Source organism: Lujinxingia vulgaris (assembly GCF_007997015.1).
Classification (GTDB): Bacteria; Myxococcota_A; Bradymonadia; order Bradymonadales; family Bradymonadaceae; genus Lujinxingia; species Lujinxingia vulgaris.
Window position 1 is genome coordinate 236289 of record NZ_VOSM01000003.1, and the last position, 22008, is coordinate 258296.

The window sequence follows — 22008 nt, forward strand, 5'->3', positions numbered from 1 at the left end:
CGCCTGTGAGGCTTATTATGATGACGATGAACCAACTTTTTCTGCGCGTTGCCTTCGTGGTGGCACTGATGCTGTTGAGCGCGTGTGAGCGCGAGGCGGAGCCCGTCGACGATCGCCCGGTGGTTGTCGCGACCACGACCATGCTCGAGGATCTGACTCGTGAGCTGGCCGGCGACGATGTCCGGGTGGTGGGGCTGCTCTCCGCGGGCGCCGACCCACACATCTACCAACCTCGCCCGGCCGACGCTCGCCAGATCGCCGAGAGCGACCTGGTGGTCATGAACGGGCTGCTGCTCGAAGGCTGGATGGAGGGTTTAGTGCGCCACGCCGGCGGTGAGCGGCCTATTCTGGTGGTCGGCGAGCGCATTGAAGAAGATCGTCTGATGTCGGTCGATGGCGCGGTGGACCCGCACTTCTGGTTCGACGTGGCGCTCTGGCAAGAGGGGGGCAAAGGGGTCGCCGAAGCGCTGCAAGCGCTCTTCGATGAGGGTGACGCACGTCGCGCGGCGATCGCCTCGCGTCACGCCCGCTACGACGAGGAGCTCGAAGCGCTCGATGACTGGGTGCGCGCCCAGCTGGCGACCGTTCCCGAAGAACAGCGGGTGCTCATCACCAGCCATGACGCCTTTGGCTACTTCGGACGCGCCTACGATCTGGACGTCGAGGCCATCCAGGGCTTGAGCACCGAGCAGGAGGCCAGCCAGCGTGACGTCATCAACATGATCGAGGTGGTGCGCAAACGAAACGCGCCCGCGGTCTTTATGGAGTCCTCGGTCGCGCCCGGGCTTATTGAGCAGGTCGCGCGTGAGACCGGCGCGCGCATCAGTGGGCCTCTTTACTCCGATAGCCTGGGGCCGGAGCAGAGCGGGGCGCACACCTACGTCAAGATGGTGGAGTCCAACGTGCGCCTGATCACCGGCGCCTTAGGTGGCAGCCCCGAGGCTTTTAAATGGCGAGCGACACGCACCTCGCCAGCAGGTTCCGAGGAGAGCGACGCATGAGCCGTAGCGATGCGCTGAACATCCAGAACCTCAACCTCTCCTACGGCGCTGAGCGGGTCGTCGAAGACGTCAACCTGCGCCTTCAGCCCGGGAGCCTGGTCGGCATCGTCGGACCGAACGGAGCGGGAAAGTCCACGCTGATCAAGGCGATCGCCGGCGCCAAAGATCCCGACAGCGGCACGGTGACCATCTGCGGTGACACCGGGCGACGCGGGCGACAGAAGTTGACCTACGTGCCCCAACGCGGCGAGGTCGACTGGGACTTTCCGATCACGGCGGAGGAGGTCGTGCGTCAGGGCCGCTTTGCGCATGTCGGGCTCTTGCGTCGCTTTAACGCCGACGACAAAGGCGCAGTCGCAGACGCCCTCGACGCGGTCGCAATGACGCCCTTAAAGCATCGCCAGATTGGAGAACTCTCCGGCGGGCAGCAGCAACGCGTGTTTCTGGCGCGCGCGCTGGCCCAGGGCGGAGAGGTCTTCCTGATGGACGAGCCCTTCGCCGGCGTCGACGCGGCCACCGAGAAGGCGATTGTCGACGTGCTCCGCGCGCTTCGCGACGCGGGCAAAACCGTAGTGGTGGTGCACCACGACCTGGTCACGGTGAGCGACTACTTCGATGAGCTCGTCTTATTGAACCGCACCATCATCGCCCACGGCCCCACCTCCGAGGTCTTTACGCCGGAGAACATGCGGAAGACCTACGGCGGAAACCTTGCGATTTTTGAGCGCCGCGACGCGGCCGAAGCGGTGGAGTAGGGCGATGAAGACGGGCAGTACCGAGATCTTCTGGAGCCGCGCCGCCGAGTTCTTCTCTTTGCAGTACGACTTTGCGCTCTATGCGTTACTCGCGGCGGTGCTGGTCGGGGTGATTTGCGGGTTGGTCGGCACCTTTATGGTGCTGCGAGGCATGTCCCTGGTGGGGGACGCCGCCGGCCACGCAACCCTGCCCGGCGTGGCGATTGCATTTTTGATCACTGGCACCAAGAGCGCGCCGGCGCTTCTGCTCGGCGCGCTCGCCAGTGCGGTGCTCGCTGCGATGACCATCACCTGGATCAGCCGCGGGCCGCGCGTACGCGCCGATGCCGCGATTGGCATTGTGCTCTCGACCTTTTTCGGTCTGGGGATCGTCCTGCTCTCGTATATTCAGGCCTCACCCACCGGACAGCAGGCCGGCCTCTCGGAGTATCTCTTCGGCAACGCGGCGGCGGTCACCCCGGCGCAGATCGGCGTCGTCGCCCTGGCCGGGGCGCTGCTCGTGGTGCTCGTCGGCGTCTTCTACCGACCGCTCTCGCTGATGGTCTTCGATGAGCGATTTGCGCAGTCGCTGGGGTTGCCGACCCACTGGCTGGAGTTGGGGCTGATGGCCGCGCTGGCCGTCGCGGTGGTGCTCTCCATTCAGGCGGTCGGCGTGATTCTGGTCGCGGCGATGCTGATCATTCCTCCCTCCGCGGCGCGTTTTCTCTCCAAAAAACTCCCCGGCGTGATGTTCGCCTCGATCTTAATTGGCGGCATCAGCGGGGCGATCGGCGCGATGATCTCGTACGTGTACGAGGGCGTGGCCACCGGCCCGGCGATGGTGTTGGTGGCGGTCGTGTTCTTCGCACTGGCGCTGGCCTTTGGGCCGGTGGGCGGCGCGTTACCCCGCGCCCTGCGTCGACGAAGCGCTCGCCAGATCGCGCTGCAGAGAGGCTTGCGATGACCTTCCTTATCGAACCCTGGCAGTGGGGCGACTGGATGTGGCGGGGCATGCTCACGCTGAACCTCGTGGCGATCACGAGCGCGGTGTTGGGCGTCTTTTTGTACCTGCGTCGCATGAGTCTTATCGCCGATGCGCTGGCGCACGTGGCGCTGCCCGGCATCGTGATGGCCTTTCTGGTCACGGGCTCGCTCGATGGGGCGTTGATGCTGGGGGGGGCCGCGCTGGTGGGGCTCTTTACAGCGGTAGCCATTGAGTGGGTTAGCCGCCAGCCGACGGTTCGCAGCGACGCGGCCATCGGCGTGGTCTTCACCGCGCTCTTTGCCCTGGGCGTGATCCTGCTCTCAACCCGGGTTCGTGATGCGCATATTGATACCCACTGCCTGCTCTTCGGCGATGTGCTCGGCGTGAGCGACCGCGCGCTGAGCCTCGTCGTCTGGAGCACCCCGGTGGTCCTGGGGTTGGTGGCCATCTTTTACCGCTGGCTTTCGGTCAGCAGCTTTGACGCGCGTTTTGCGCTGGCGCTGGGGGTGCCGGTTGCCGCCCTTAACTACGGGTTAATGAGCGCGGTGACGGTCACGGCAGTGGCCGGTTTTGAGGCGGTGGGTGCGGTGCTCGTCATCGCCCTGATCATCGTGCCGGCGGCCACCGCACATCTGCTGGCCCGAAGCCTTAAGGGAATGCTGGCGGTAAGCGTCGGCCACGGGATCATCGCCAGCTGGGTGGGGATGTACCTGGCCATCGGCCTCAATATCTCCGCGGCCGGCGCGGTGGTCGTGGCCGGTGGTGCGCTCTACGCGCTGGCCTTTCTCTTTGCTCCGGGCCACGGGCGTTTCTGGCGCTGGCGACGGCGCTCCCTGGCCCACAGAGGGCAGCACCAGCCCTTGTCGCCCCCGGGGTGATCTGTTAGACCCCGCCTGAATCTAACCCCTCGCCATGGATGATGCGTCGATGCCCACGATTTCGGTCGAAAACTACCTCAAGGCCGTCTTTCATCTTCAGGGGGATGCTGGCGAGCGGGTCAAGACCAAGGCGCTTGCCGAACACCTGGACATCTCGCTGCCCTCGGTCACCGGGATGCTCAAGTCGCTGGCCGACGAAGGCCTGGTGGATTACCTGCCTTACCGCGGCGCCTTGCTCACCGAGGCGGGCCGTCGCATGGCCCTGCGCGTGATCCGCAATCACCGCCTCATTGAGGTCTTTTTGATGAAGACCCTCGACTACAGCTGGGATGAGGTGCACGCAGAAGCTGAGCGCCTGGAACATGCCGTCAGCGACACCCTTGTCGCGCGCATTGAGCAGGCCCTGGGGTACCCCAAATTCGATCCCCACGGCGACCCGATCCCCAGCGCCGATGGCGAAATCTCTCGCCGCGATGTGATGCCGCTCAGCGTGGCCACCGCCGGGATGTGGGTGCGTGTGGAGCGCGTGCTCGACCAGACCCCGGAGGTGCTGCGCTACCTCGACCGCATCGGTCTTCGCCCCGGGGGGCTTGTACACGTGCGGGAGGTGCTCAGTTTCGATGGCCAGATGTTTCTGACGCTCAACGACGAAGATGTCTCCGTCAGCGAGAGTCTGGCAGCCAAGATGCTGGTCACCGAGGTGGAGTCCCCGTGAGTGATGCATACGCGCTGAGCGTTCAAGTGGAGGATGCGCCCGAGAAGGCGACACTGCTCTACGACGCCGAGTGTGGTTTTTGCACCTACTGGGCGCGGCGCTGGGCGATGAAGATCGGTGACGCCCTGAGCATCGTCGCGCTGCAAAGGCGAGGGGAGCGCTTCCCGGTTATCGCCGAGCGCGACCTGCTGGAGGCGATTCATTTTGTCGACGTCGAGGGTAGCGTCTGGCGTGGGGCGGCGGCAGTCTACAAAGCCGCGTCGTTGCGCCCACGTTACCGTCTGCCCTGGTGGATGTACCGCTACGTTCCGGGGTTTCGACAGCTGAGCGAGTGGGGCTACCGGCTGGTGGCCAACAACCGTATGACGGCCTCCAGGTTGACGCGGTGGATGCGACGCGAACTTCCCGATGACGCGCCCAGATAGGGGCGCGATAGCGCCTGGCAAGCGTCAGCAGTTGTAGACAGGCAAGGGGGCGGTTCTTATAGTGCGCCGGAGTTCGGTGCCACCCACTTTGATGGGGTTATTGTCTATGGTGTTTGAGATCGCGACACAGCCGCTTCGCGAGGCGGCACAGGCCGGAGCGCCGGGGGTGCTCGATGGCAAGGCGGTGGCCGCAGCGCTGCTCTCACAGGTCGAAGACGCCACCGCGGCGCTCGCTAAGCGCGACATCGTGCCCACACTTGCTGTCGTGCGCGTGGGCGATGATGTGGCCAGTGAGATCTATGTGCGCCACAAGGAGCGCGCCTGCGCGAAGGTCGGCATCGACTTCCGCCACGAGCATCTCCCCGCCACTGCGACGGAAGCCGAGGTGCTCGCCACGCTTCGACGCCTCAACGACGATGAGAGCGTGCACGGCATCTTGCTGCAGCTTCCGCTCCCCGGAGACATGAACGGCGCCGATCTGCTCACCGCGATCGATCCGCAGAAAGACGTCGACGGGTTTCACCCCCTAAACCTGGGCGGGTTGATGAGCGGCAACGCCGTTCTGGAGCCCTGCACGCCGCGCGGAGTGATGACGCTGCTGGCAGCCTCCGGAGTGGAGCTTACCGGAAAACACGCGGTGGTGATCGGCCGCAGCGTCATCGTCGGTCGCCCGATGTCGTTGATGTTGGCCCGCGCCAACGCCACTGTCACCCTCTGCCATCGTCACACCCGCGACCTCGCCGAGCTCGTCTCCCGGGCCGAGGTGCTGGTGGTGGCGACCGGCGTCGCCGGGCTTGTTCACGGCGACTGGGTTCGCCCCGGGGCGGTGGTGATCGATGTGGGGATCAGCCGCGTGGATGGCAAACTTCGCGGCGATGTCGACTTTGAAGGCGCGCGCCAGCGCGCAGCCGCCATCACCCCGGTCCCCGGTGGTGTGGGCCCGATGACGGTGGCCACTCTGATGGAAAACCTGGTGCGCGCGGTGTGTGTGCGCCACGGTTTGCTCTTCCGAGACGGTGAGCTCATTGATGCCGCCTCGGCAGGCGTTCGTTTTGACTCCGGCGTGGGGCTCGCGCCCTGGCGTGCGCGCCCCATCGCTTCGACCTGAGCCCGCTGGATCTTTAACGCGATTGGCACAGCGCTAACCCTGCTACCCGGGCTGCGTGAGGTGCCCCGATGATGGAAGCCCCCTATGTCTGATGCACTTCACCGAGTCCCACTTCACGCCCGCCATGTTGAGCTTGGCGGGCGCATGGTGCCTTTTGCCGGCTTCGAGATGCCCGTGCAGTACCAGGGCATCAAAGATGAGCACCTCGCGGTGCGCTCCTCCGCCGGCCTCTTCGATGTGAGCCATATGGGCGAGGTGGAGGTGCGCGGCCCCGACGCCATCGCAGCGGTCGATGCGCTGGTGACCAACAACGTGCGCGGACTCGTCGATGGGCAGGCCCTCTACACGGTGATGTGCGCGCCCGACGGCGGCATCGTCGATGATCTGATCGTCTACCGACTCGCCGAAGACCATGTCTTTATCTGCGTCAACGCCGCCAACCGTCATAAAGACGTGGCCTTTATGCGGGAGTACCTTCCGAGCCTTAACGCCACCCTGGAAGACACCTCCGACGCGTATGTTCAGCTTGCGCTGCAGGGCCCGAAGGCCGAGGCGCTGCTTCAACCTCTGGTGAGCGACGCAGAACTGTCTGCCGTGAAGTTCTTTCGCTGCGCCTGGATGCATGTGGCCGGCGTCAACGCGCTGGTTGCCCGCACCGGCTACACCGGCGAAGACGGCTTTGAGCTTTACATCCCGGCGGAGGGTGGGGCGACGATCTTCGACGCGCTCGTGGAGCGCTACGTGCCCGAAGACCTCACGATGTGTGGACTTGGCGCACGCGACACGCTGCGCCTTGAGGCGCGCCTGCCCCTCTACGGTCAGGATCTCAGCGCGCAGATCAACCCGCTGGAAGCAGGCTTGAGCTGGGTCGTCAAACTTGATGCCGGCCACGACTTCGTTGGCAAAGCGGCGCTCGAAGCGATCAAAGCGAAGGGCGTGGCCCGACGCCTGCGTGGTTTTAAACTTGAGGGACGCGGCGTGCTGCGCCCGGGCTACCCGATCTTCGTCGATGATGCGCAGGTGGGCGAGCTCACCAGCGGCGGATATGCCCCGACGCTTGATGCCAGCATTGGGCTGGGATACATCGACACAGAGCATACCGATGTAGAGCGCGCCGAGGTTGAGATCCGCGGTCGCCGCCTTCCGGTCCAGGTCTCCAAAAAGCCGTTTTATAGCCGTCCGCGCTAAGCCCAACCCCCATGTTCGCGAGAGAAGCTCGCGTTGAGGAGCCGTCATGCAACTTCCCGATTCCTTCCGCTACTCCAAAGACCACGAATGGGTCAGCGACCAGGGCGATGGCACCGTGCTGGTGGGCATTACCCACTATGCGCAGGATGCGCTGGGCGACATCGTTTTTGTGGAGCTCCCCGAAGTCGGCGCAGAACTCAGTGCGGAAGATGACTTCGGCGTCGTTGAGAGCGTCAAGACCGTCTCGGATGTCTACGCACCCGTCTCGGGTGAGGTCGTCGCCATCAACGATGCGCTCGAAGACGCGCCCGAGTTGGTCAACGAGAGCCCGTACGAGAAGGGCTGGATTGTGCGAATCAAGCTCAGCGATCCTGGCGAGATCAACGCCCTGATGGATGCCGCAGGCTATGAAGCCTTTCTTAACGATGGCGAGTCCTGATCATGCGCTACATTCCGCACACCGAAGATGATATCGCCCGGATGCTTGAGGCCATCGGCGTCGAGAGCATCGACGCGCTCTTTGAGCGCATTCCGCAGGAGCTGCGCGAGCGGGCACGCGAGCTGAGTTTGCCGGCGCCGATGAGCGAGATCGCTCTGAACCAGCACCTGGGCGCGCTGGCTTCTCGCAATCAGACCTCCGATCCCTCGACGATCTCGTTGTTGGGAGCGGGGTGTTACGATCACGTGGTGCCTCAGGCGATCAATCAGCTTCTGCTTCGTGCGGAGTTTTTGACCTCATATACGCCCTATCAACCCGAGATCAGCCAGGGCACCACCAAGACGATCTTCGAGTTCCAGTCGATGGTCTCGGAGGTGCTCGACATGCCCATCGCTAATGCCTCCATGTACGACGGGGCGCATGCTACGGCCGAAGCCGCGCTGATGGCTCAGCGGATCAGCCGCCGCGAGCACGTCTTCGTGGCCCGCAATGTTCACCCGGAGTACCGAGAGGTCATCGAGACCTATTTGCGCTACCAGGACGGCGTCTACCACGAGTTTGATGTGGACCCGACGACCGGGCGCATCGACCTCGACGACCTTAAGGCGCGGGTCGAAGATCCGCGGCGAGTGGCGTGTGTGATCTTCCAGACCCCGAACTTCCTCGGTGTGTTGGAAGACCCGCGCGAGCTCGTGGCCTGGGCCCAGGAGCACAAAATCCTGACGGTGGCGGCCTTCAATGAGCCGCACGCCTTTGCGCTGGCCAAACCTCCGGGAAGCCACGGCGTCGACATCTGTGCCGGCGAAGGCATGGGGCTGGGTGTGGGCTTGAGTTACGGCGGCCCCGCACTGGGCATCTTCGCCGCCCGCGAGAAGCATCTTCGCGCGATGCCCGGTCGGCTCGCCGGCCAGACGGTCGACTCGCTCGGCCGAGAGGGCTATGTGCTCACGCTCTCGACCCGCGAGCAGCATATCCGTCGCGCGCGCGCGACCAGCAACATCTGCACAAACCAGGGGCTGATGGCGCTCGCTGCGGCGATCTACCTGAGCCTGATGGGGCGCGAGGGCTTTAAAGAGCTGGCGAGCCTGAATATGTCGCGCGCGCGCCATGCGCTGCGCGCCTTTGAAGAGCGCGGTGTGGGGCGCCGCGTCTATTCGGGAAGCTTCTTCAATGAGTTTGTCATCGAGCTTCCCACCTCGGCGCGCGAGGTGATCGACGCCTGCCTCGATCAGGGCATCGCGCCGGGGCTCGACCTGGGCAGTGTACGCCCGGAATGGAGTCACCACATGCTGGTGGCCTGCACCGAGATGACGACCGCGGAGTCGCTGGATCGCGCCCTGGATGCGGTGGAAGCGGCGCTCTGATCGCCGGCGACGTACGATTTCACGATGACCGGCCGAACATGAGACTTGCGGGGGGGAGAATTGCGATTAGCATTGCCCGCTAAGTCCAACATTTTCTATCAGGAGCCCCATGTACAGCTACGACGATGCGGGCCTGTTTGACGTTGAGGCAGGTCTCTCTCCGGACTTTGATGCCCAGTGGTCGGATCGCTGCCAGGACGCGATCGCCAGCCTTCGACGTCGTATTAGCGAGGGTGAGCTTGGCTTTGCGACGCTTCCCGAGCGCGACCCGCTCGATCTGATCACGTGGGCCGAGGGGCGGCGCGCGGAGGGGTGGACCGATCAGATCGTGATTGGCATCGGCGGCTCCAGCCTGGGCACGCGTGCGGTGCTGGAAGCGATGGGGCCGGCCTGGCAGGCGGCCATGCGTACGCATTTTGCCGAAAACCTCGACCCGGTCACGCTGCATGCGATCCTCCGACAGGTGAACCTGCAGACGACGCTCCTCGTGGTCGTCACCAAGAGCGGCTCGACCATTGAGACGATGAGTCAGCTGTGGATCCTCTACGACGCGCTTGTCGAAGCGGTCGGGCAGGCTCAGGCCGACCGGCAGGTCATCGCCATCACCGATCCTGAGAGGGGCTCGCTTCGTTCGCTGGCCACGGAGCGGGGCTGGGAGACGTTCGATGTGCCGCCCAACGTCGGGGGGCGCTTCAGTGTGCTCAGCCCGGTCTCGCTGGTCCCGCTGGCGCTCGCGGGCTACGACATCGACGGCCTGCTCAGCGGAGCGCGCCGTTGTCTCGATGGCAGTGATGCGTCGTGGATGCAGCTGGCACGTATCGCGGCGCAGCATGTCGCGCTGGGCGATCAGGGCTACGGGCAGCTGGTCATGATGGCTTACGCCGACAGACTCAACGCGCTGGTGGACTGGTTTCGTCAGCTCTGGGCGGAGAGTCTCGGAAAGGCGCGCGATCGCAACGGGGCGCGGGTGCACACGGGCATTACCCCCATCAAAGCCATCGGCGCGATCGATCAGCACAGCCAGGTGCAACTCTACATGGAGGGGCCCAACGATAAGCAGATTATCTTCGTGGAGACCCGCTCCCACAGCACCGATCTGACCATCCCGGCATCGCCTTCGCTTCCGGAGGCGTTGAGCCATCTTCAAGGGCGCAGCCTCGCGGAGATCCTTCATGCGGAGGCGCTGGGTACCCGGGCAGCGCTCGCCAGGGCGGGGCGCCCCACGGCCTGCTGGAGTCTCGAATCGACCGGTGCGGCCAGCGTGGGGGGCTTCCTTATGGCCTGGATGTTCATTACCGCGCTGGCCGGCGAGCTGCTGGACATTGACGCCTTTGATCAGCCCGGGGTTGAGCTCGGCAAGAAGATCGCGCACGGGCTGCTGGGACATCCGGAGCACGGGGCGTTGGCCGGAGACGTGGCGCCAGTCACGTTCGACGGCACCCCCGAGTCGTGGGCGGCAGGGCGCTGAAGGTCGCGTTGTGGGCTTTGCAATCGACGGGCGACTTTGTTTTAATCAGTCTGGAAGAATCCCGCTGACTCCCTGAGTTTGACCTGAGGTTGGTGCCCCGCCTGTAGGGCGCGCTGCACCGGGTCAACTCGACGTAGCAAATCGCACCTCCTGCGGAGGTGCCCTTGCCAACCTCGGTGGAAACCGCCCCGGCGGATTCGGAGACGAAGAAGGCGATTATGGGTAAGGACAGCACCGTCGTCACCGTCATCAGTCAGATCCCCAAGTCGGGATCTTCGATGCGCGATGCTTGCCTGGTGGTCATCAACGGGGGTGACCTCGGTAAGAAGTATGGCCTGGCTCAGCCTTCGACGGTCATCGGCCGGTCCAGCAAAGTCGACATTCAGATCGATGAAGACTCGATCTCGCGGAACCACGCCGTCATTAACAACCTGGGCAACGAGATCGTGGTGCGCGATCTGGAGTCGACCAACGGCACCTACGTCAACGACCGGCCCGTGCGGGAACATCGGCTGATGGATGGCGATCAGGTCAAGATCGGCCGCACAATCTTCAAGTTCCTCTCCGGCAGCAATATTGAAGCGGCCTACCACGACGAGATCTACCGCCTGACCACCACCGACGGGCTTACGCAGGTCTACAACAAGCGCTACTTCCTCAAAGAGACCGAGCGCGAGTTGAGCCGTTGCATTCGTTACCAGCGCGAGCTCTCCCTGGTGATGATCGACATCGATCACTTCAAACCCGTGAACGATACCTACGGTCACCTGGCCGGCGATCATATCCTCAAGCAGGTCGCTCAGCGGATCGTTCGATCGATTCGGCGCGATGATATCTTTGCGCGTTACGGCGGCGAAGAGTTCATTCTTCTGCTCCCCGAGATCGACAAAGCCCGTGCGATTCAACTCGCCGAGAAGATTCGTGTGCTGATCAGCGAGGAGCCCTTCACCTTTGATAACGTCGATATTCCGATCACGCTCTCGATGGGGGTGACCGATCTGCGTGAGTATCTGGCGCGTTTTGCCACCCCCCAGGAGATCGATATGAGCGCAGAGGTCAACGCCTTTGCGTTCATCAAGATCGCTGATGAGCGGCTCTACAAGGCTAAAGAGACCGGACGCAATCGCGTGGTGGGTCAATAGCGTCGCGGCGCCGCACCGACGCCCGTAACGTCAGGTTTTAAAGCGAAGCGAAACAGAAGAGGCCGGCAGTCATCACTGCCGGCCTCTTCGTGTTCAGGGCTGTCGCGGGCGATGCCTCAGCCCAGCCGGTGGAACTTGATCAGGTTGGTCTCGGTGCCATGGCCGGCCGGCGAGCCCATGACGACGATGATCTCATCGCCTTTTTTGGCGCCGCGCTCCCGACGCATCAGATCTTCGGCGCGTTGCAGCATCAGGTCGGTACTCTGCGACATCTCGAGCAGGTAGGGCTCCACGCCCCAGTAGAGCGCCATCTGTCGGTAGACCTGCTCGGAGGGCGTGCAGGCGATGATGGTGTTGGTGGGGCGATAGGTCATCATCAGCCGGGCGGTGGCCCCGGAGGTGGTCAGCACCACCAGGCCGGAGACACTGAGCTCGTCGGCGGCGATTGCCGCAGCACGCGCGACCGCATTGGGGAAGGTCTTGAGGTGGCTGATGGAGCGAGGTTCGGGCAGCGAATGAAAACGTGGCGAGCGCTCCACCTCTTCGATGATGGAGCTCATCATGCGCACCGCCTCGATGGGGTAGCGACCCGCGGCGGTCTCGCCAGAGAGCATGACGGCGTCGGTGCCGTCGAGGATGGCGTTGGCCACGTCGGAGGCTTCGGCGCGCGTCGGACGGAAGTTCTCGGTCATCGACTCGAGCATCTGGGTAGCCGTGATGGTGAGCCGCCCCTGCTCGTTGGCGCGCGCGATGCACATCTTCTGGAGCATCGGCACTTTTTGGGGAGGCATCTCCACGCCAAGGTCACCGCGGGCGATCATGATGCCGTCGGAGACGGCGATGATGTCATCGATCTCGGCGATGGCCTGGGGCTTTTCGATTTTGGAGATGATCTTGATCGACTCGGCCGCGCTCTCGGGCATGCGTGAGCGTAGCTGGTGAATGTCGAGCGCCGAACGCACAAAGCTCAGGGCCACGTAGTCAACGCCGAGCTCCATGCCAAATTCGAGATCTTCGCGATCCTTTTCGGTCATGCTCGGTGCGGAGACGGCGGCGGTGGGCAGGTTGATGCCCTTGTTGTTTTTGAGCGTGCCGGCGACCTCTACCAGTGTGCGCACATCGGGGCCCTGAACATCGACGACGCGCAGTCGAATGAGACCGTCGTCGAGCAGCAGGATGTCGCCGGGGCGCACGTCGCGGTGCAGATCTTTGTAGGTCGTGGAGACGCGCTCCTGGTCGCCGATGATATCATCGACGGTGATCACGAACTCGTCGCCGCGGGCCAGCTCAACGGAGCCGGTCTCAAAGGTGCCCACGCGGATCTTGGGGCCCTGGAGGTCTTGAAGGATAGCCACCGGGCGGCGCAGCTCTTGGGAGAGCTCGCGGACCATCGCGTAGGTAGCGCGGTGGTCGTCGTGGGTGCCGTGGGAGAAGTTGAGCCGGGCGACGTTCATCCCGGCTTTGATCATCTCGGAGAGAACCTCAGGGGAGTTGGAGGCAGGCCCGAGAGTACAGACAATTTTGGCGTGGCGCATGGTCACCGCAATGGTTCAAAGAGCGTGAAAAAAAGAGAGATCAGTCGTTCCGATCCATACATACGCGTGTCGGTTCAATGCTTCCGACAACTTCGCGATTTGGGCAGTGAATTCGAAGGTTGGTGCGGGTAGGGTCGAGCGGGCAGACCTCGTCCGAGCATCGGGGCTGGCACCACTGCTCGCCACCGATGCCAATGCAGGCGCTGCCCTCGGGGCAGCCGCCGGCCTCACAGCTGCGCGTGCAGTAGCCGATGGCGTTATCGTCGGAGTCGGAGAAGTAGTCCAGTCGGCAGGTCTCCGAGGCGCATTCGGCGTCGGAGGTGCAGCGCGCGCCGATCGACTTCAGGGAGTCCGGGAGGCAGGCGTTAGCCCAGGCGATCTCGCCATCGACCTCGGTGCGCACGGCCACGCAGCTCATATCTTCGCGGGCGCAGCTGACCTGGCAGCGCTCCAGGCAGTGGGACTGGAGTTGATGGTTGATGCCGTCGACGATCCAGCAGCTCTCGTGGTCGCCGCAGGGGTCGTTCTGGCAGGCGCTGGTGCAGTAGGAGGTGCCGCCGACATTGAGGCAACTTCCACCGGCGCACTCCGTGTCGGAGGTGCATTCGGCACCGTTGGCCAGCCCGTTTCGACATTCGCCGGCGGCGCATACCTGGCCACCGGTGCACGTGTCGGTGCGGTAGGCCAGGCCCGTGGCGCGGCAGGTGAGCTGGGTCTGTGCGTCAACGCAGCGGGACTCTCCCGGGGTGCAGATCGGATCGGGCTCGCAGACGCCAGCGCTGCAGGAGGTTCCTTCGTCGCAAGGCGCGGCCTCGTAGGCTGTACCCGTTTCGTTACAGACCTCGCGGGCACCACCGACTCCGCAGCGCGCCGTTCCGGCGCAGCACACCGGGCAGGGATCGGGCGCGGTGTCGGCGTCGTCGGCATCAGCGCCGCTGTCGACCGGGTCGGGCGAGGTGTCCTCGGAGGCATCGCTCTCGGTGGCGTCTTCGCCCGTGTCGGTTGCGACAATGGGGGCGTCCACGCCAGAGCAGGCGCTCAACAACGCGATCGTGAGGAGAGGGAGCAGCGTCAAGATGGCCCGGCGCACAGCGCCAGAGGTAGGTCGGGTGCGCGCGCGATCGAGATGCATCGAGACTCCACAGGTTGGGCCGGCCACCACCGGGCGCAGGGCAAAAGTCAGCGTGAGAAACCGGGCTCAGACTAGGTTCTCACTGCGCCGAATGCAACCGGGTTCGCCGGCGTGGTGACCTGTGCGGGGAGCTCAGCCCTGGGCGGACTCAGAGGGGGAGGAATTTGCGTTGGAAAGTGCATCCTCGACCTGGAGGGTGAGCGCCTCGGCGTGGGCGCGCAGCTCACGCAGCTCGCGACGCTGCGATTCCAGCATCGACTGCCCGTAGAGCCATCCGCCGGCGGCGCAGAGCAGGGCGGCGGGCAGCCGCCCACGCAGCCAATCGGAGCCGCCGGACATCAACCCGATCTGAGCTCCGATCACGGTAAGCTGGTTGGCGGCGCTGGCGTTTGCGTCGCTCATATCCAGCTGCGCACGCAGACCTCCGAGGCGCGCGCGTGCCGCTCGCCATTCGCCGCGTCGCATGTGTGCTTCAACTCGGATGAGCTCCCGGGAGAGCCCGCCCAGTTCGGATTCGAGTTGTTGGAGGGGGCCGCGAATATTGGGCATGTTGTCCTCGGTCGGTAGCGTTATGTATGCGTCAGAGTAGGGCGCCAAATCTTGCGAAGTCGGCCGCGAAGTCAAGCGCCCACCCTGAGTCACCCGGAGATCTCAAAAGGAACGCGCACCGCCTGGGCGACGGTCAGCGGATCACCGGTGTCGAGCTGCTGTGCGCGACCCTGGGAGTCGAATGCACGCACGGTGAGGGTGTGCGACCCGGGGCTGAGACCCTGAAGGTTTGCGCTCCAACGCACCCAGACGTTGGGAAGTGGCCACGCTTCGTCGCTCTGCGCGGCGTCCGCCATCAACGTCTGAAGGGCCGGCGAGAGGCTCTGGCGCACTTCGTCGGCATCGTCGCCGAGGAGGTCAGCCGGCTCTTCGGGGCCGTCGTCCACGCTGAAACGGACCTCGGTGATGGCTGCGTCCCCGCTGACGGCGACGCCCTCAATGGTGATATCGGGCCCCTCAAGCGTGGCGTTGCGGCCGGCCAGGGTGATGGTGTGGTTGGCCAACGCCATTTTGCCCGGGGCGTCGATGCTCTCGACGCCGCGAAAGCGCACCGTCTCGTAGACGCCGAAGGCCTCCTCGTTGGCGGTGAAGTCGATGCGATCGAGCCACTTCATGTTTTTGTAGCCCCACATCTCCGGGATGATCAGGCGAACCGGGCCGCCCCGAAGTCGGCTCAGGGGCTCGCCGTTGAGCTCGTAGGCGAGCATGACCGGGAGCTGGCCGGCGGCGCTGAGGCGCGCGACGGGGATGTTGCTGGTGAAGCCGTCTGCGCCGTAGGTGCGAACCTTCACCGCCTCGGGTGGGACATCGAGCGCGTCGAGCACAGCGGTGAGGGGCACCCCCGTAAAAAGGCCGTTGGCGATGAGGCTCGTGAGCAGGGGGCCCAGGTTGAGGCTGAAGACACAACGCAGCGTTTTCCAGTAGGTGAGCTCGTGGCCCTGGGCGCCAAGATCGCGAAGTTCCTGGTAGGTGAGCTGCGCGAGCTCTTCGTCGCCGGCGGTGATGGAAAGTCGCCAGTCGTCGGCCGCGATGTTCGGCGCGTCTTCTTTGGCAATGGAGTTGCCGCTCTGCCAGAACCACACGCCGTCGTCCTGGGGGGTGACAAACGGCGTGTCGCCTCCGGCGCCGAAGGTCTCCACGTCGACGAATTCGCAGCCGCTGGTAAAGCGCAGCGCGAGCAGCGCGGCGGAGCCTGTGGCGAGCGTTTTGAGAAACTCACGGCGATTAAAACGCGTCATAAAGACTCCGTCAGGGTGCGAACTCGTAGGCGACACCGAAGAGGATATCGGTGCTCTGGACGGTGTTGACGCCCCAGGGGGTGAGCATCAGATCCAGACTCAGCTGAATGCCGCCGGGGACGCTGGCGATGACGCTGGGGCCAACCTTCAGGTAGCTTTGCGTCAGCGGGGTGAGGTTGAAGATGTCGAGCGCCTCGGGCGGGCCCAGGCCGATGACCGATTGCGCGACGCCGCGCACCCAGATCGCATCGTGAGGCGCCCACCCAACCTCGGCCATGATCGGGATCTCATCGTACATCTCCACCGGTTCGCCACCGGCGGCCTGCCGATCGCCGCGCAGGCGGTAGCCCACACTCATCGAGGCATAGAAGGGGCGTGGCCAGAGACTGGCGCCAAGCGAGAGCCCGAGTTCGTGCTCGCGCACACCGTTTCCCAGTGTGGGGACCATCGGGTCGGGATCGGCGGTGTAGCCGGTGGGCGATTTTGTGGCGGCGTAAGCCGAGAGCACCACCGGCGCGTCGATGATGCTGGCGCGCGCGCCCAACCAGACGTCGCCCAGGCCAGTGACGCGGGCGCGCTGGAGGTCACTTTCGAGGGTGAGTGATTGAAATGCGGCGCTTCCGTAGACGGTCAGGCGCGGCAAAAGGCCGTACTCTGCGTAGGCGAAGGCCGCGCTTGAGGCGAAGGTGCCCGCCACGTCGTCGCTGAGCAGCTGAAAGGTCTCCCCGGTCTCTTTGTACTGCTGGTCGGCCCGGGCGTGACCCAAACTCAGCTTGGCGTAGAGCCCGCGATCGGGCTGCGTCCAGGCGCCGGCAAAGGCCGGGCTGGCCTGAAAGAAGATCGTGAGCGCAAGGCTCGTTGCGATCGCTCGGAGCAGGGTCCGAGGGGTGATGTCGCGCATGCGCAAACCCAGACGTGGGGAAATGAAGACAGCCGTGAAGAGGATGCAGGCAGGCAGCTTAACCGCTACGAACTGGCGATACCAGCACGTGCTACGAGGTTCAGCGCTGCCCGCGTAGCTGTTGCAACACCACGCTGATGGCGACGATGACGTTCCCTGGTGCCAGTACGACAAGAAGGTAAGGCAGGACCCCGCCGATGGCCATGAGCATTGCGACGAAGACGATAAAGTCTTTGCGAAACGCGTAGTGCACAAGGGAGAGCGCGCGTTTGAGGGGGGAGGGGGACGGCTCCTCGGACTTAAAGCTCCACTCGAAGGCCAGAAGGTCGCCGCGGCCCCGGGCGATAAGCCAGCGGTAGTACACGATCATGCTGGCGAGCTTGCCGCCGCCGGCGGCAAGGCCCAGGTAGAGCCATACCTCGGGGCCGAGGGTGGCCAGACCGACTTCAAGCGTGCGCCAGGCGCCCACGCCCAGACCGATGTAGAGCAGCAGGTCCGATAGGTCGTCGCTGACGGTATCGAGCCACTCGCCGAGGACGCTGAATTCGTAGCGAACCCTGGCGAGCTCGCCATCGACGCCGTCGATGACCGAGTTGAGCTGGTAGAGGATTCCCGCGAGGAGAAACGCCGTATAGCCACCCACGCCGGCGGCCACCGCCGCGGCGATGCCCAGCGAAAAGGTCACCACCGAGATGTGGTTCGGGCCAATTGGCGAGGAGACGAGCGCGCGGCTCATCGCCAGGCTCAGGTGACGGTTGAGGTGGCGCGAGACGATGCCGTCTTGAGGCTTTCGGCAGTCGTTGAAGAGCGCATCTTCGGCGCGGGAGATATCTGAGGGGGCTTTCAGGCTGATGGACCAGCCTTCAGGGGTACGGGCGTCGGCGGCCGAGGTGGGCGCCTGCCTTTTACGAAGCGCCGCCAGCTCGCCGGGCCAGTCGAGCTCGGAAGTGTACGCGACGCGCTCGATCTGATGTGGCTGCAACGTCAGGCTATCGTCGGAGCTGTCTTCCGCGCAGCGCTCCACGGCGCGTTGCACCACCGCGCGTTGAAAGACGCGGTGGGCCGGCAGGGCCAGCACGCAGCTCGGGTGAAGATCATGGAGCAGGGCGGGGGCGTCGTTCGCGTCAATGACATGCACTTCACCGCGGCGGCGGGTGGCCTTCGAGATGGCGTCATTAAGGGAGGATGCCGTCCGGCGTTCGTCGCACAGAACGACGACGGTGGAGACGCCGCTGACCAGGCACATTCGGGCGATGCGATCGACGAGCGAAAGCCCGGCGACCTCCACGGCTGGCGGGAGGTCGTCGGGCAGGCCGCCCAGGTCGGTGATGGCGATGATGGTCATAGAAGGCAGCTCAGCGCGCCGTCTCGGCGTAGAGGCGCTGGGCGAGCTCACGCTCGTCGGTGCTCTCGCAGATGAACTCCAGGCCGTAGGCGCGTCGGCCGGCGACCTCGGTGCGGCGGCGGACGAGTGCGCGCAGTGCGAACTTCTCGACCTCCGGACCGCCGATGACGGTCACGGTCAGATCGACCTCGGTGCCGTCGGCGATGGTCGATTCCGTTTTGACCAGACACCCGTTGAGGCTGACGTTGACAACCTGGCCGAAGATCTCGCGGGGGCCGCCCGACCAGGTCATCGTAGCGATGGCGCGGGTGGCGTGGCGGCGGATGCGGGTGTGCGGGCCCGGTTCAAAGATCGGGGCGCCGGGGCCGGAGCGGAGCTCGGTCGTGGCGGGGGCGTCGAAGTTCAGGGGGGATGCGCTCATGATGACCTCCATGTCTGAAAAGCGTGGGCGACCGATCCGTGGTCGTTGTCGCTTCGGCGGCACAACCCTGTGCCCTTTGCGACCGGCGCAGGTTAACCCGGGAGATCGGGGGCGCAACTATTTTTCTGACGCGTTGTCTTCACCCTCCAGGCGAAGTTCACCGGCGGGAAGTCGCAGCAGGTAGCCCTGCGTGTCTTCAACCAGAAAGTCGGCGATCCCGTGGTACACCGAGCGCTTAAATCGCGCCTCGAAGCGGCCTTCTTTGACAGGGCAGTAGAGCCGACCGCCTTCGGCGTAGCGCAGGCTCTCGGCCTTGAGTTCCTCTTCGGTGCCGTCGCTCAGCCAGAGGCGCGGCGGGACGGCCTCCCAGTCCGCGCGTTCAACAAAGAAGCCGGTGTCTTCGACGACGATCGGGTAGGTGAAGCGGCCGATCTCGAGTACCCAGGTGCCACCTTCGGTGCGGTTGACGCTGCGGCTGAAGAGGTCGACCACGCGCTGGTTTTCAAAACGCAGGCCTTCGTGCAGCCAGGTGCCGTGCGCGTTGAGGCGAATCTCCTGAAGGGTTCCGCCTTTGCGTAGAAAATCCTGAACAACCGTCGGAAGGGTGGGGTCGATGGCGTCTTCGGGAGTCGGGGTGGTGTTGTCGTTCTCAGCCATGGCGTTCCTCGACGACGACGGGGCGGCTGCGCTCGAATCCAAAGATCGCGCGGCTCAGAGGTGTGTCGCTGGTCTCAAAGACCTCGTCGGTGGCCGCGCGCAGCTGCTCGAGGTTGCCTTCGCCCGCCTCGTGAATGACCAGCAGGTGATCTGGCGAGGGCATCGAGAAGCGCAGCCCCGGGCCGACCTGGGTGTAGAAGGCGTCGGCGTAGACCATGGCCCGCGCAGCATCGTGACCGTCGCCGGCGTGCAGGCGTCGCACATGGAGGAAGTCTTCAAACTGGCGGGTCTGCAGCTCCCGGGTGCGGTGAAAGAGCATGCTGCGAGCCCCGGAGAAGACGCGATCGCCGGTGGCCCCCCAACGCTCAAATTGATCGGCCGTCACCACACGAAGACCCGGGCTGATGCGGATGACGAACGCGCAGACAACCTCATCGGAGACACACTGCACCCAGGCCGGCTGCCCGTGTACGGCTTCGACGCCCATCGGGAAGCTCGGGGGCTGGTAGATGGGCATCAGCGCGCCGGCGCTCTCGACAAAGTTCCACTCGGCGGCTTTGGAGTGGCGCGGCTCCAGCAGGGCGTGCTCGACGCCGCTGACAAAGCCGCTGATCAGGGGCTTGATCTGATCGTCGTCGCTTTGCTGAAGGAGCTCGATCAGCGCGCCCGGATCGACGTTGGCTTTGCGCGCGGAGGGGCCGCGGCCCATGGCGACATTGAACGTGCCGGCGACCTCAGAGGGTTGAAGGTTGGCGAGGCGAAGGCTCTCGGCGATGTAGGCCAGATAGTCGTTCATTGAAGGTCGGAGTCTGGGGAAAGTGGAAGCGCATCGGCACAGACACGCGGATGGGCGAAACGATAAACACCTGTGCAGCGGGTCAACGATTTCAGACCGGCCTCACGACCTCAGCGGGATCATCAGGTCGCGAGCAGCAGCTCGGCGGGGTCTGGCAGCTGATGGCCCGGCCAGAACCAGGCGCCTTCACACAGCAGCACCGCGTCGCGCTCAAGTTTCCAGCAGGCGTCGGTCAGGGGAAAGGGGTGATCTGTGAAGTGGCGCTTTAGCCTTTCTGAAAGCAACGCTTTAGCTTTCTGGCGCTCAACGCTGCCCGGAGGCTCGGGGCGAGCGATCAGGAGGTGATCGCGTGTGGGCGCGGCGACGTAGCCGCCGTCCTGGGCGCTGTCGAAGTCCAGCTCGGGCATCACCAGAGCCCGCGAGGCGCCAAAACCTTCGGTGGTCGAGAGGGTGCGGAGACGCACTCCAGGGACTTCTTTTGAGGTCACCCCCCGAACTTTGTAGGAGTTGTAGAAGAGCGCGGTGCGGGCGTTCTCCCAGCGCGTGGCCTCCTCGGTGTCGGACTCCTCCTGGCGGGCGCGGGTCATCAGGTCGATGCGCAGTCCGGTTTCATGCACGATCACCGCGTTGAGGTGTCCGGCGGAGTTCAGGGAGGTGCGCCAGAGGGCCTCTTCCTGACTCACCACCTCGAACCAGCGCCGCGTCCACCGCGGGACGAGGTGCAGCAGATGTTCGCCATAAAAGGTCGGGGCTTCGTGGTAGCGCTGAACGGCAGTCCGACGAAAGCGAGGCTTTTTGGCGGGGGCGTCGCGACGGGCATGCTCCACATCCAGGCCAAGCCGGATGCCGTAGAGCGCCCAGGCAGCGGTAGACCGCTCGCGCGCAGTGTCGGGAGCGGGCAGGGCGCTTTCATCAATCCGCACGCTCAGGCCGCGACGCTCCACCACCCAGGTATCATCGTCGCGGCGCAAGCCCAGCCCCAGGGCGTGGGCCAGTGCGTCGTGTGAAAACTCGGGGTGCGTCACTCGGCCGGCTCCTCAACACGCTGGCGGAAGACCTCGGAGCGGAAGGGGCGAAAGCCCGACTCATGGCTTTCAAAAAGGTGGGTCTCAATCTCGGCCAGCGCGCCGTCTTCGATCGTGTAGATATTGAACTTTCCAGCCATCACCGGGTCGCCACCTTCCATCGACGTGCTACCCGCCTCGCATACATAAGTCGTGCCTGGCTCGCCGAGCTTGGGAACCTGCAGCACCGAGAGGTAGTGATTGTGGCCGTGGAGGACGAGGTCGACGTTCTTCTGGCGCAAGGTCGTGAGCACCTCGTCGGCGTTGAGCAGGCGACGGTTGAAGTTGAAGCGGTGATGCTCATCGGCCATCAGCGGGTGGTGAACGACTACAACCTTAAAGCGTGACTTGAGCCTTTCATCGTCGAGCAAACGGGCGGCCTGCTCCAGCTCATCCTCGGCGACCTTGCCGGTGGCAAAGAGCCAGGGGGTAGCAAGGCCGCTGTTAAGGCCCACAATCGCCACATCGTCGCGCAGATGGCAGAAGGGGTAGCCGCGCTCCAGCTGGTATTCGGGGAGGTCGCTTTTGAGGTAATCCTTAAAGTGACGCTCGAATCTTCCTTCTTTTGCCGCCCCGGGGGTGTAGTAGTCGTGGTTTCCGGGAACGACGCTCACGCGGGTAGAGGCGGACTCGATGCTGCGGATGATCTCGGCCGCAGCGGCGAACTCCGAATCCAGCGCCAGGTTGGTGAGATCGCCGCTGATGACGATGTGATCGACGTCGAGTGAGGCCAGCGCCTCCAGCGCCCGCTCCACCACCACCGAGGAGTGCGCTTTGGAGCGGTTCAAGAGCAGGTTGAGCCCGCCGACCAGGCGCTTGTTGAGGTACTCCCAGGGGCGAACATCAGAGATGGCGAGGATGTGAAGGTCGGAGATGTGGCCAATGCGCATGGCGCGGCTCCTGGTGTTGAGCGGTTAGGGCGC

General features: G+C 64.5%; 22 protein-coding genes and 1 pseudogene. 12 read left to right on the forward strand and 11 right to left on the reverse strand.

What is annotated here, in order from left to right; translation table 11 throughout:
* The first annotated feature begins 17 nt into the window (after window positions 1-17).
* From FRC98_RS07975 to FRC98_RS08030, 12 genes and pseudogenes are all read left to right on the forward strand, one after another.
* Entirely contained in the window at window positions 18-1001 is a 984-nt protein-coding gene (locus tag FRC98_RS07975) for a metal ABC transporter substrate-binding protein (RefSeq protein ID WP_146980773.1), read from the forward strand.
* Window positions 998-1756, forward strand: coding sequence for a metal ABC transporter ATP-binding protein (locus FRC98_RS07980; protein WP_146980774.1), 759 nt, complete (start codon window positions 998-1000; stop codon window positions 1754-1756). Before FRC98_RS07975 ends, FRC98_RS07980 begins: the two co-directional genes overlap by 4 nt.
* Before the next feature lie 4 nt (window positions 1757-1760).
* On the forward strand, window positions 1761-2699 hold the full coding sequence (locus FRC98_RS07985; RefSeq protein WP_146980775.1) for a metal ABC transporter permease: 939 nt from the start codon (window positions 1761-1763) through the stop codon (window positions 2697-2699).
* A complete protein-coding gene (locus tag FRC98_RS07990; RefSeq protein WP_146980776.1) occupies window positions 2696-3598 on the forward strand; it encodes a metal ABC transporter permease in 903 nt (300 codons plus the stop codon). The genes FRC98_RS07985 and FRC98_RS07990 overlap by 4 nt, the downstream gene beginning before the upstream one ends.
* A 49-nt stretch (window positions 3599-3647) precedes the next feature.
* Window positions 3648-4313, forward strand: coding sequence for a metal-dependent transcriptional regulator (locus FRC98_RS07995; RefSeq protein ID WP_230467415.1), 666 nt, complete (start codon window positions 3648-3650; stop codon window positions 4311-4313).
* Window positions 4310-4738 carry a thiol-disulfide oxidoreductase DCC family protein gene (locus FRC98_RS08000; protein ID WP_146980778.1) on the forward strand — a complete coding sequence of 143 codons (429 nt, stop codon included), beginning with the start codon at window positions 4310-4312 and terminating at the stop codon, window positions 4736-4738. The genes FRC98_RS07995 and FRC98_RS08000 overlap by 4 nt, the downstream gene beginning before the upstream one ends.
* Before the next feature lie 106 nt (window positions 4739-4844).
* A pseudogene (gene folD / locus FRC98_RS08005) lies at window positions 4845-5741 on the forward strand (bifunctional methylenetetrahydrofolate dehydrogenase/methenyltetrahydrofolate cyclohydrolase FolD); the annotation flags it as partial.
* 189 nt (window positions 5742-5930) lie between these two features.
* Window positions 5931-7034 carry a glycine cleavage system aminomethyltransferase GcvT gene (gcvT, locus tag FRC98_RS08010; protein ID WP_146980780.1) on the forward strand — a complete coding sequence of 368 codons (1104 nt, stop codon included), beginning with the start codon at window positions 5931-5933 and terminating at the stop codon, window positions 7032-7034.
* 46 nt (window positions 7035-7080) lie between these two features.
* Window positions 7081-7473 (forward strand): glycine cleavage system protein GcvH, encoded by a 393-nt coding sequence (gene gcvH / locus FRC98_RS08015; RefSeq protein ID WP_146980781.1) that lies wholly within the window; start codon window positions 7081-7083, stop codon window positions 7471-7473.
* A 2-nt stretch (window positions 7474-7475) separates the two neighbouring features.
* Window positions 7476-8837, forward strand: coding sequence for an aminomethyl-transferring glycine dehydrogenase subunit GcvPA (gene gcvPA / locus FRC98_RS08020; RefSeq protein WP_146980782.1), 1362 nt, complete (start codon window positions 7476-7478; stop codon window positions 8835-8837).
* Between the two features lie 109 nt (window positions 8838-8946).
* On the forward strand, window positions 8947-10305 hold the full coding sequence (locus tag FRC98_RS08025) for a phosphoglucose isomerase-related protein (RefSeq protein WP_146980783.1): 1359 nt from the start codon (window positions 8947-8949) through the stop codon (window positions 10303-10305).
* A 218-nt stretch (window positions 10306-10523) separates the two neighbouring features.
* Window positions 10524-11447, forward strand: a complete 924-nt coding sequence (locus FRC98_RS08030; protein ID WP_146977193.1) for a GGDEF domain-containing protein — start codon at window positions 10524-10526, stop codon at window positions 11445-11447.
* Window positions 11448-11563: 116 nt separating this feature from the next.
* Here the strand turns inward: FRC98_RS08030 and pyk are convergent, their stop codons facing one another.
* The 11 genes from pyk to FRC98_RS08085 form a co-directional block, all read right to left on the reverse strand.
* Window positions 11564-12982: a pyruvate kinase gene (gene pyk, locus FRC98_RS08035; protein ID WP_146980784.1), complete on the reverse strand. Its 1419-nt coding sequence runs from the start codon at window positions 12980-12982 to the stop codon at window positions 11564-11566.
* Between the two features lie 40 nt (window positions 12983-13022).
* A complete protein-coding gene (locus tag FRC98_RS08040; RefSeq protein WP_146980785.1) occupies window positions 13023-14114 on the reverse strand; it encodes a hypothetical protein in 1092 nt (363 codons plus the stop codon).
* A 132-nt stretch (window positions 14115-14246) separates the two neighbouring features.
* The gene (locus tag FRC98_RS08045; protein ID WP_146980786.1) at window positions 14247-14663 is read right to left on the reverse strand and encodes a hypothetical protein; all 417 of its coding nucleotides are present in this window, start codon (window positions 14661-14663) and stop codon (window positions 14247-14249) included.
* A gap of 89 nt (window positions 14664-14752) precedes the next feature.
* Window positions 14753-15901: a molybdopterin-dependent oxidoreductase gene (locus FRC98_RS08050; RefSeq protein ID WP_146980787.1), complete on the reverse strand. Its 1149-nt coding sequence runs from the start codon at window positions 15899-15901 to the stop codon at window positions 14753-14755.
* 10 nt (window positions 15902-15911) lie between these two features.
* On the reverse strand, window positions 15912-16802 hold the full coding sequence (locus FRC98_RS08055; protein ID WP_146980788.1) for a hypothetical protein: 891 nt from the start codon (window positions 16800-16802) through the stop codon (window positions 15912-15914).
* A 100-nt stretch (window positions 16803-16902) separates the two neighbouring features.
* Entirely contained in the window at window positions 16903-18147 is a 1245-nt protein-coding gene (locus FRC98_RS08060) for a CDP-alcohol phosphatidyltransferase family protein (protein WP_146980789.1), read from the reverse strand.
* Between the two features lie 10 nt (window positions 18148-18157).
* A complete protein-coding gene (locus FRC98_RS08065) occupies window positions 18158-18568 on the reverse strand; it encodes a PilZ domain-containing protein (RefSeq protein ID WP_230467417.1) in 411 nt (136 codons plus the stop codon).
* A 117-nt stretch (window positions 18569-18685) separates the two neighbouring features.
* On the reverse strand, window positions 18686-19225 hold the full coding sequence (locus FRC98_RS08070; protein ID WP_146980791.1) for a DUF1285 domain-containing protein: 540 nt from the start codon (window positions 19223-19225) through the stop codon (window positions 18686-18688).
* Window positions 19218-20021, reverse strand: coding sequence for a hypothetical protein (locus tag FRC98_RS08075; RefSeq protein ID WP_146980792.1), 804 nt, complete (start codon window positions 20019-20021; stop codon window positions 19218-19220). The genes FRC98_RS08070 and FRC98_RS08075 overlap by 8 nt, the downstream gene beginning before the upstream one ends.
* Before the next feature lie 122 nt (window positions 20022-20143).
* Window positions 20144-21046 (reverse strand): hypothetical protein, encoded by a 903-nt coding sequence (locus FRC98_RS08080; protein ID WP_146980793.1) that lies wholly within the window; start codon window positions 21044-21046, stop codon window positions 20144-20146.
* Complete coding sequence (locus FRC98_RS08085) at window positions 21043-21975, reverse strand: metallophosphoesterase family protein (protein WP_146980794.1); 933 nt, start codon at window positions 21973-21975, stop codon at window positions 21043-21045. Before FRC98_RS08085 ends, FRC98_RS08080 begins: the two co-directional genes overlap by 4 nt.
* Window positions 21976-22008: the final 33 nt, after the last annotated feature.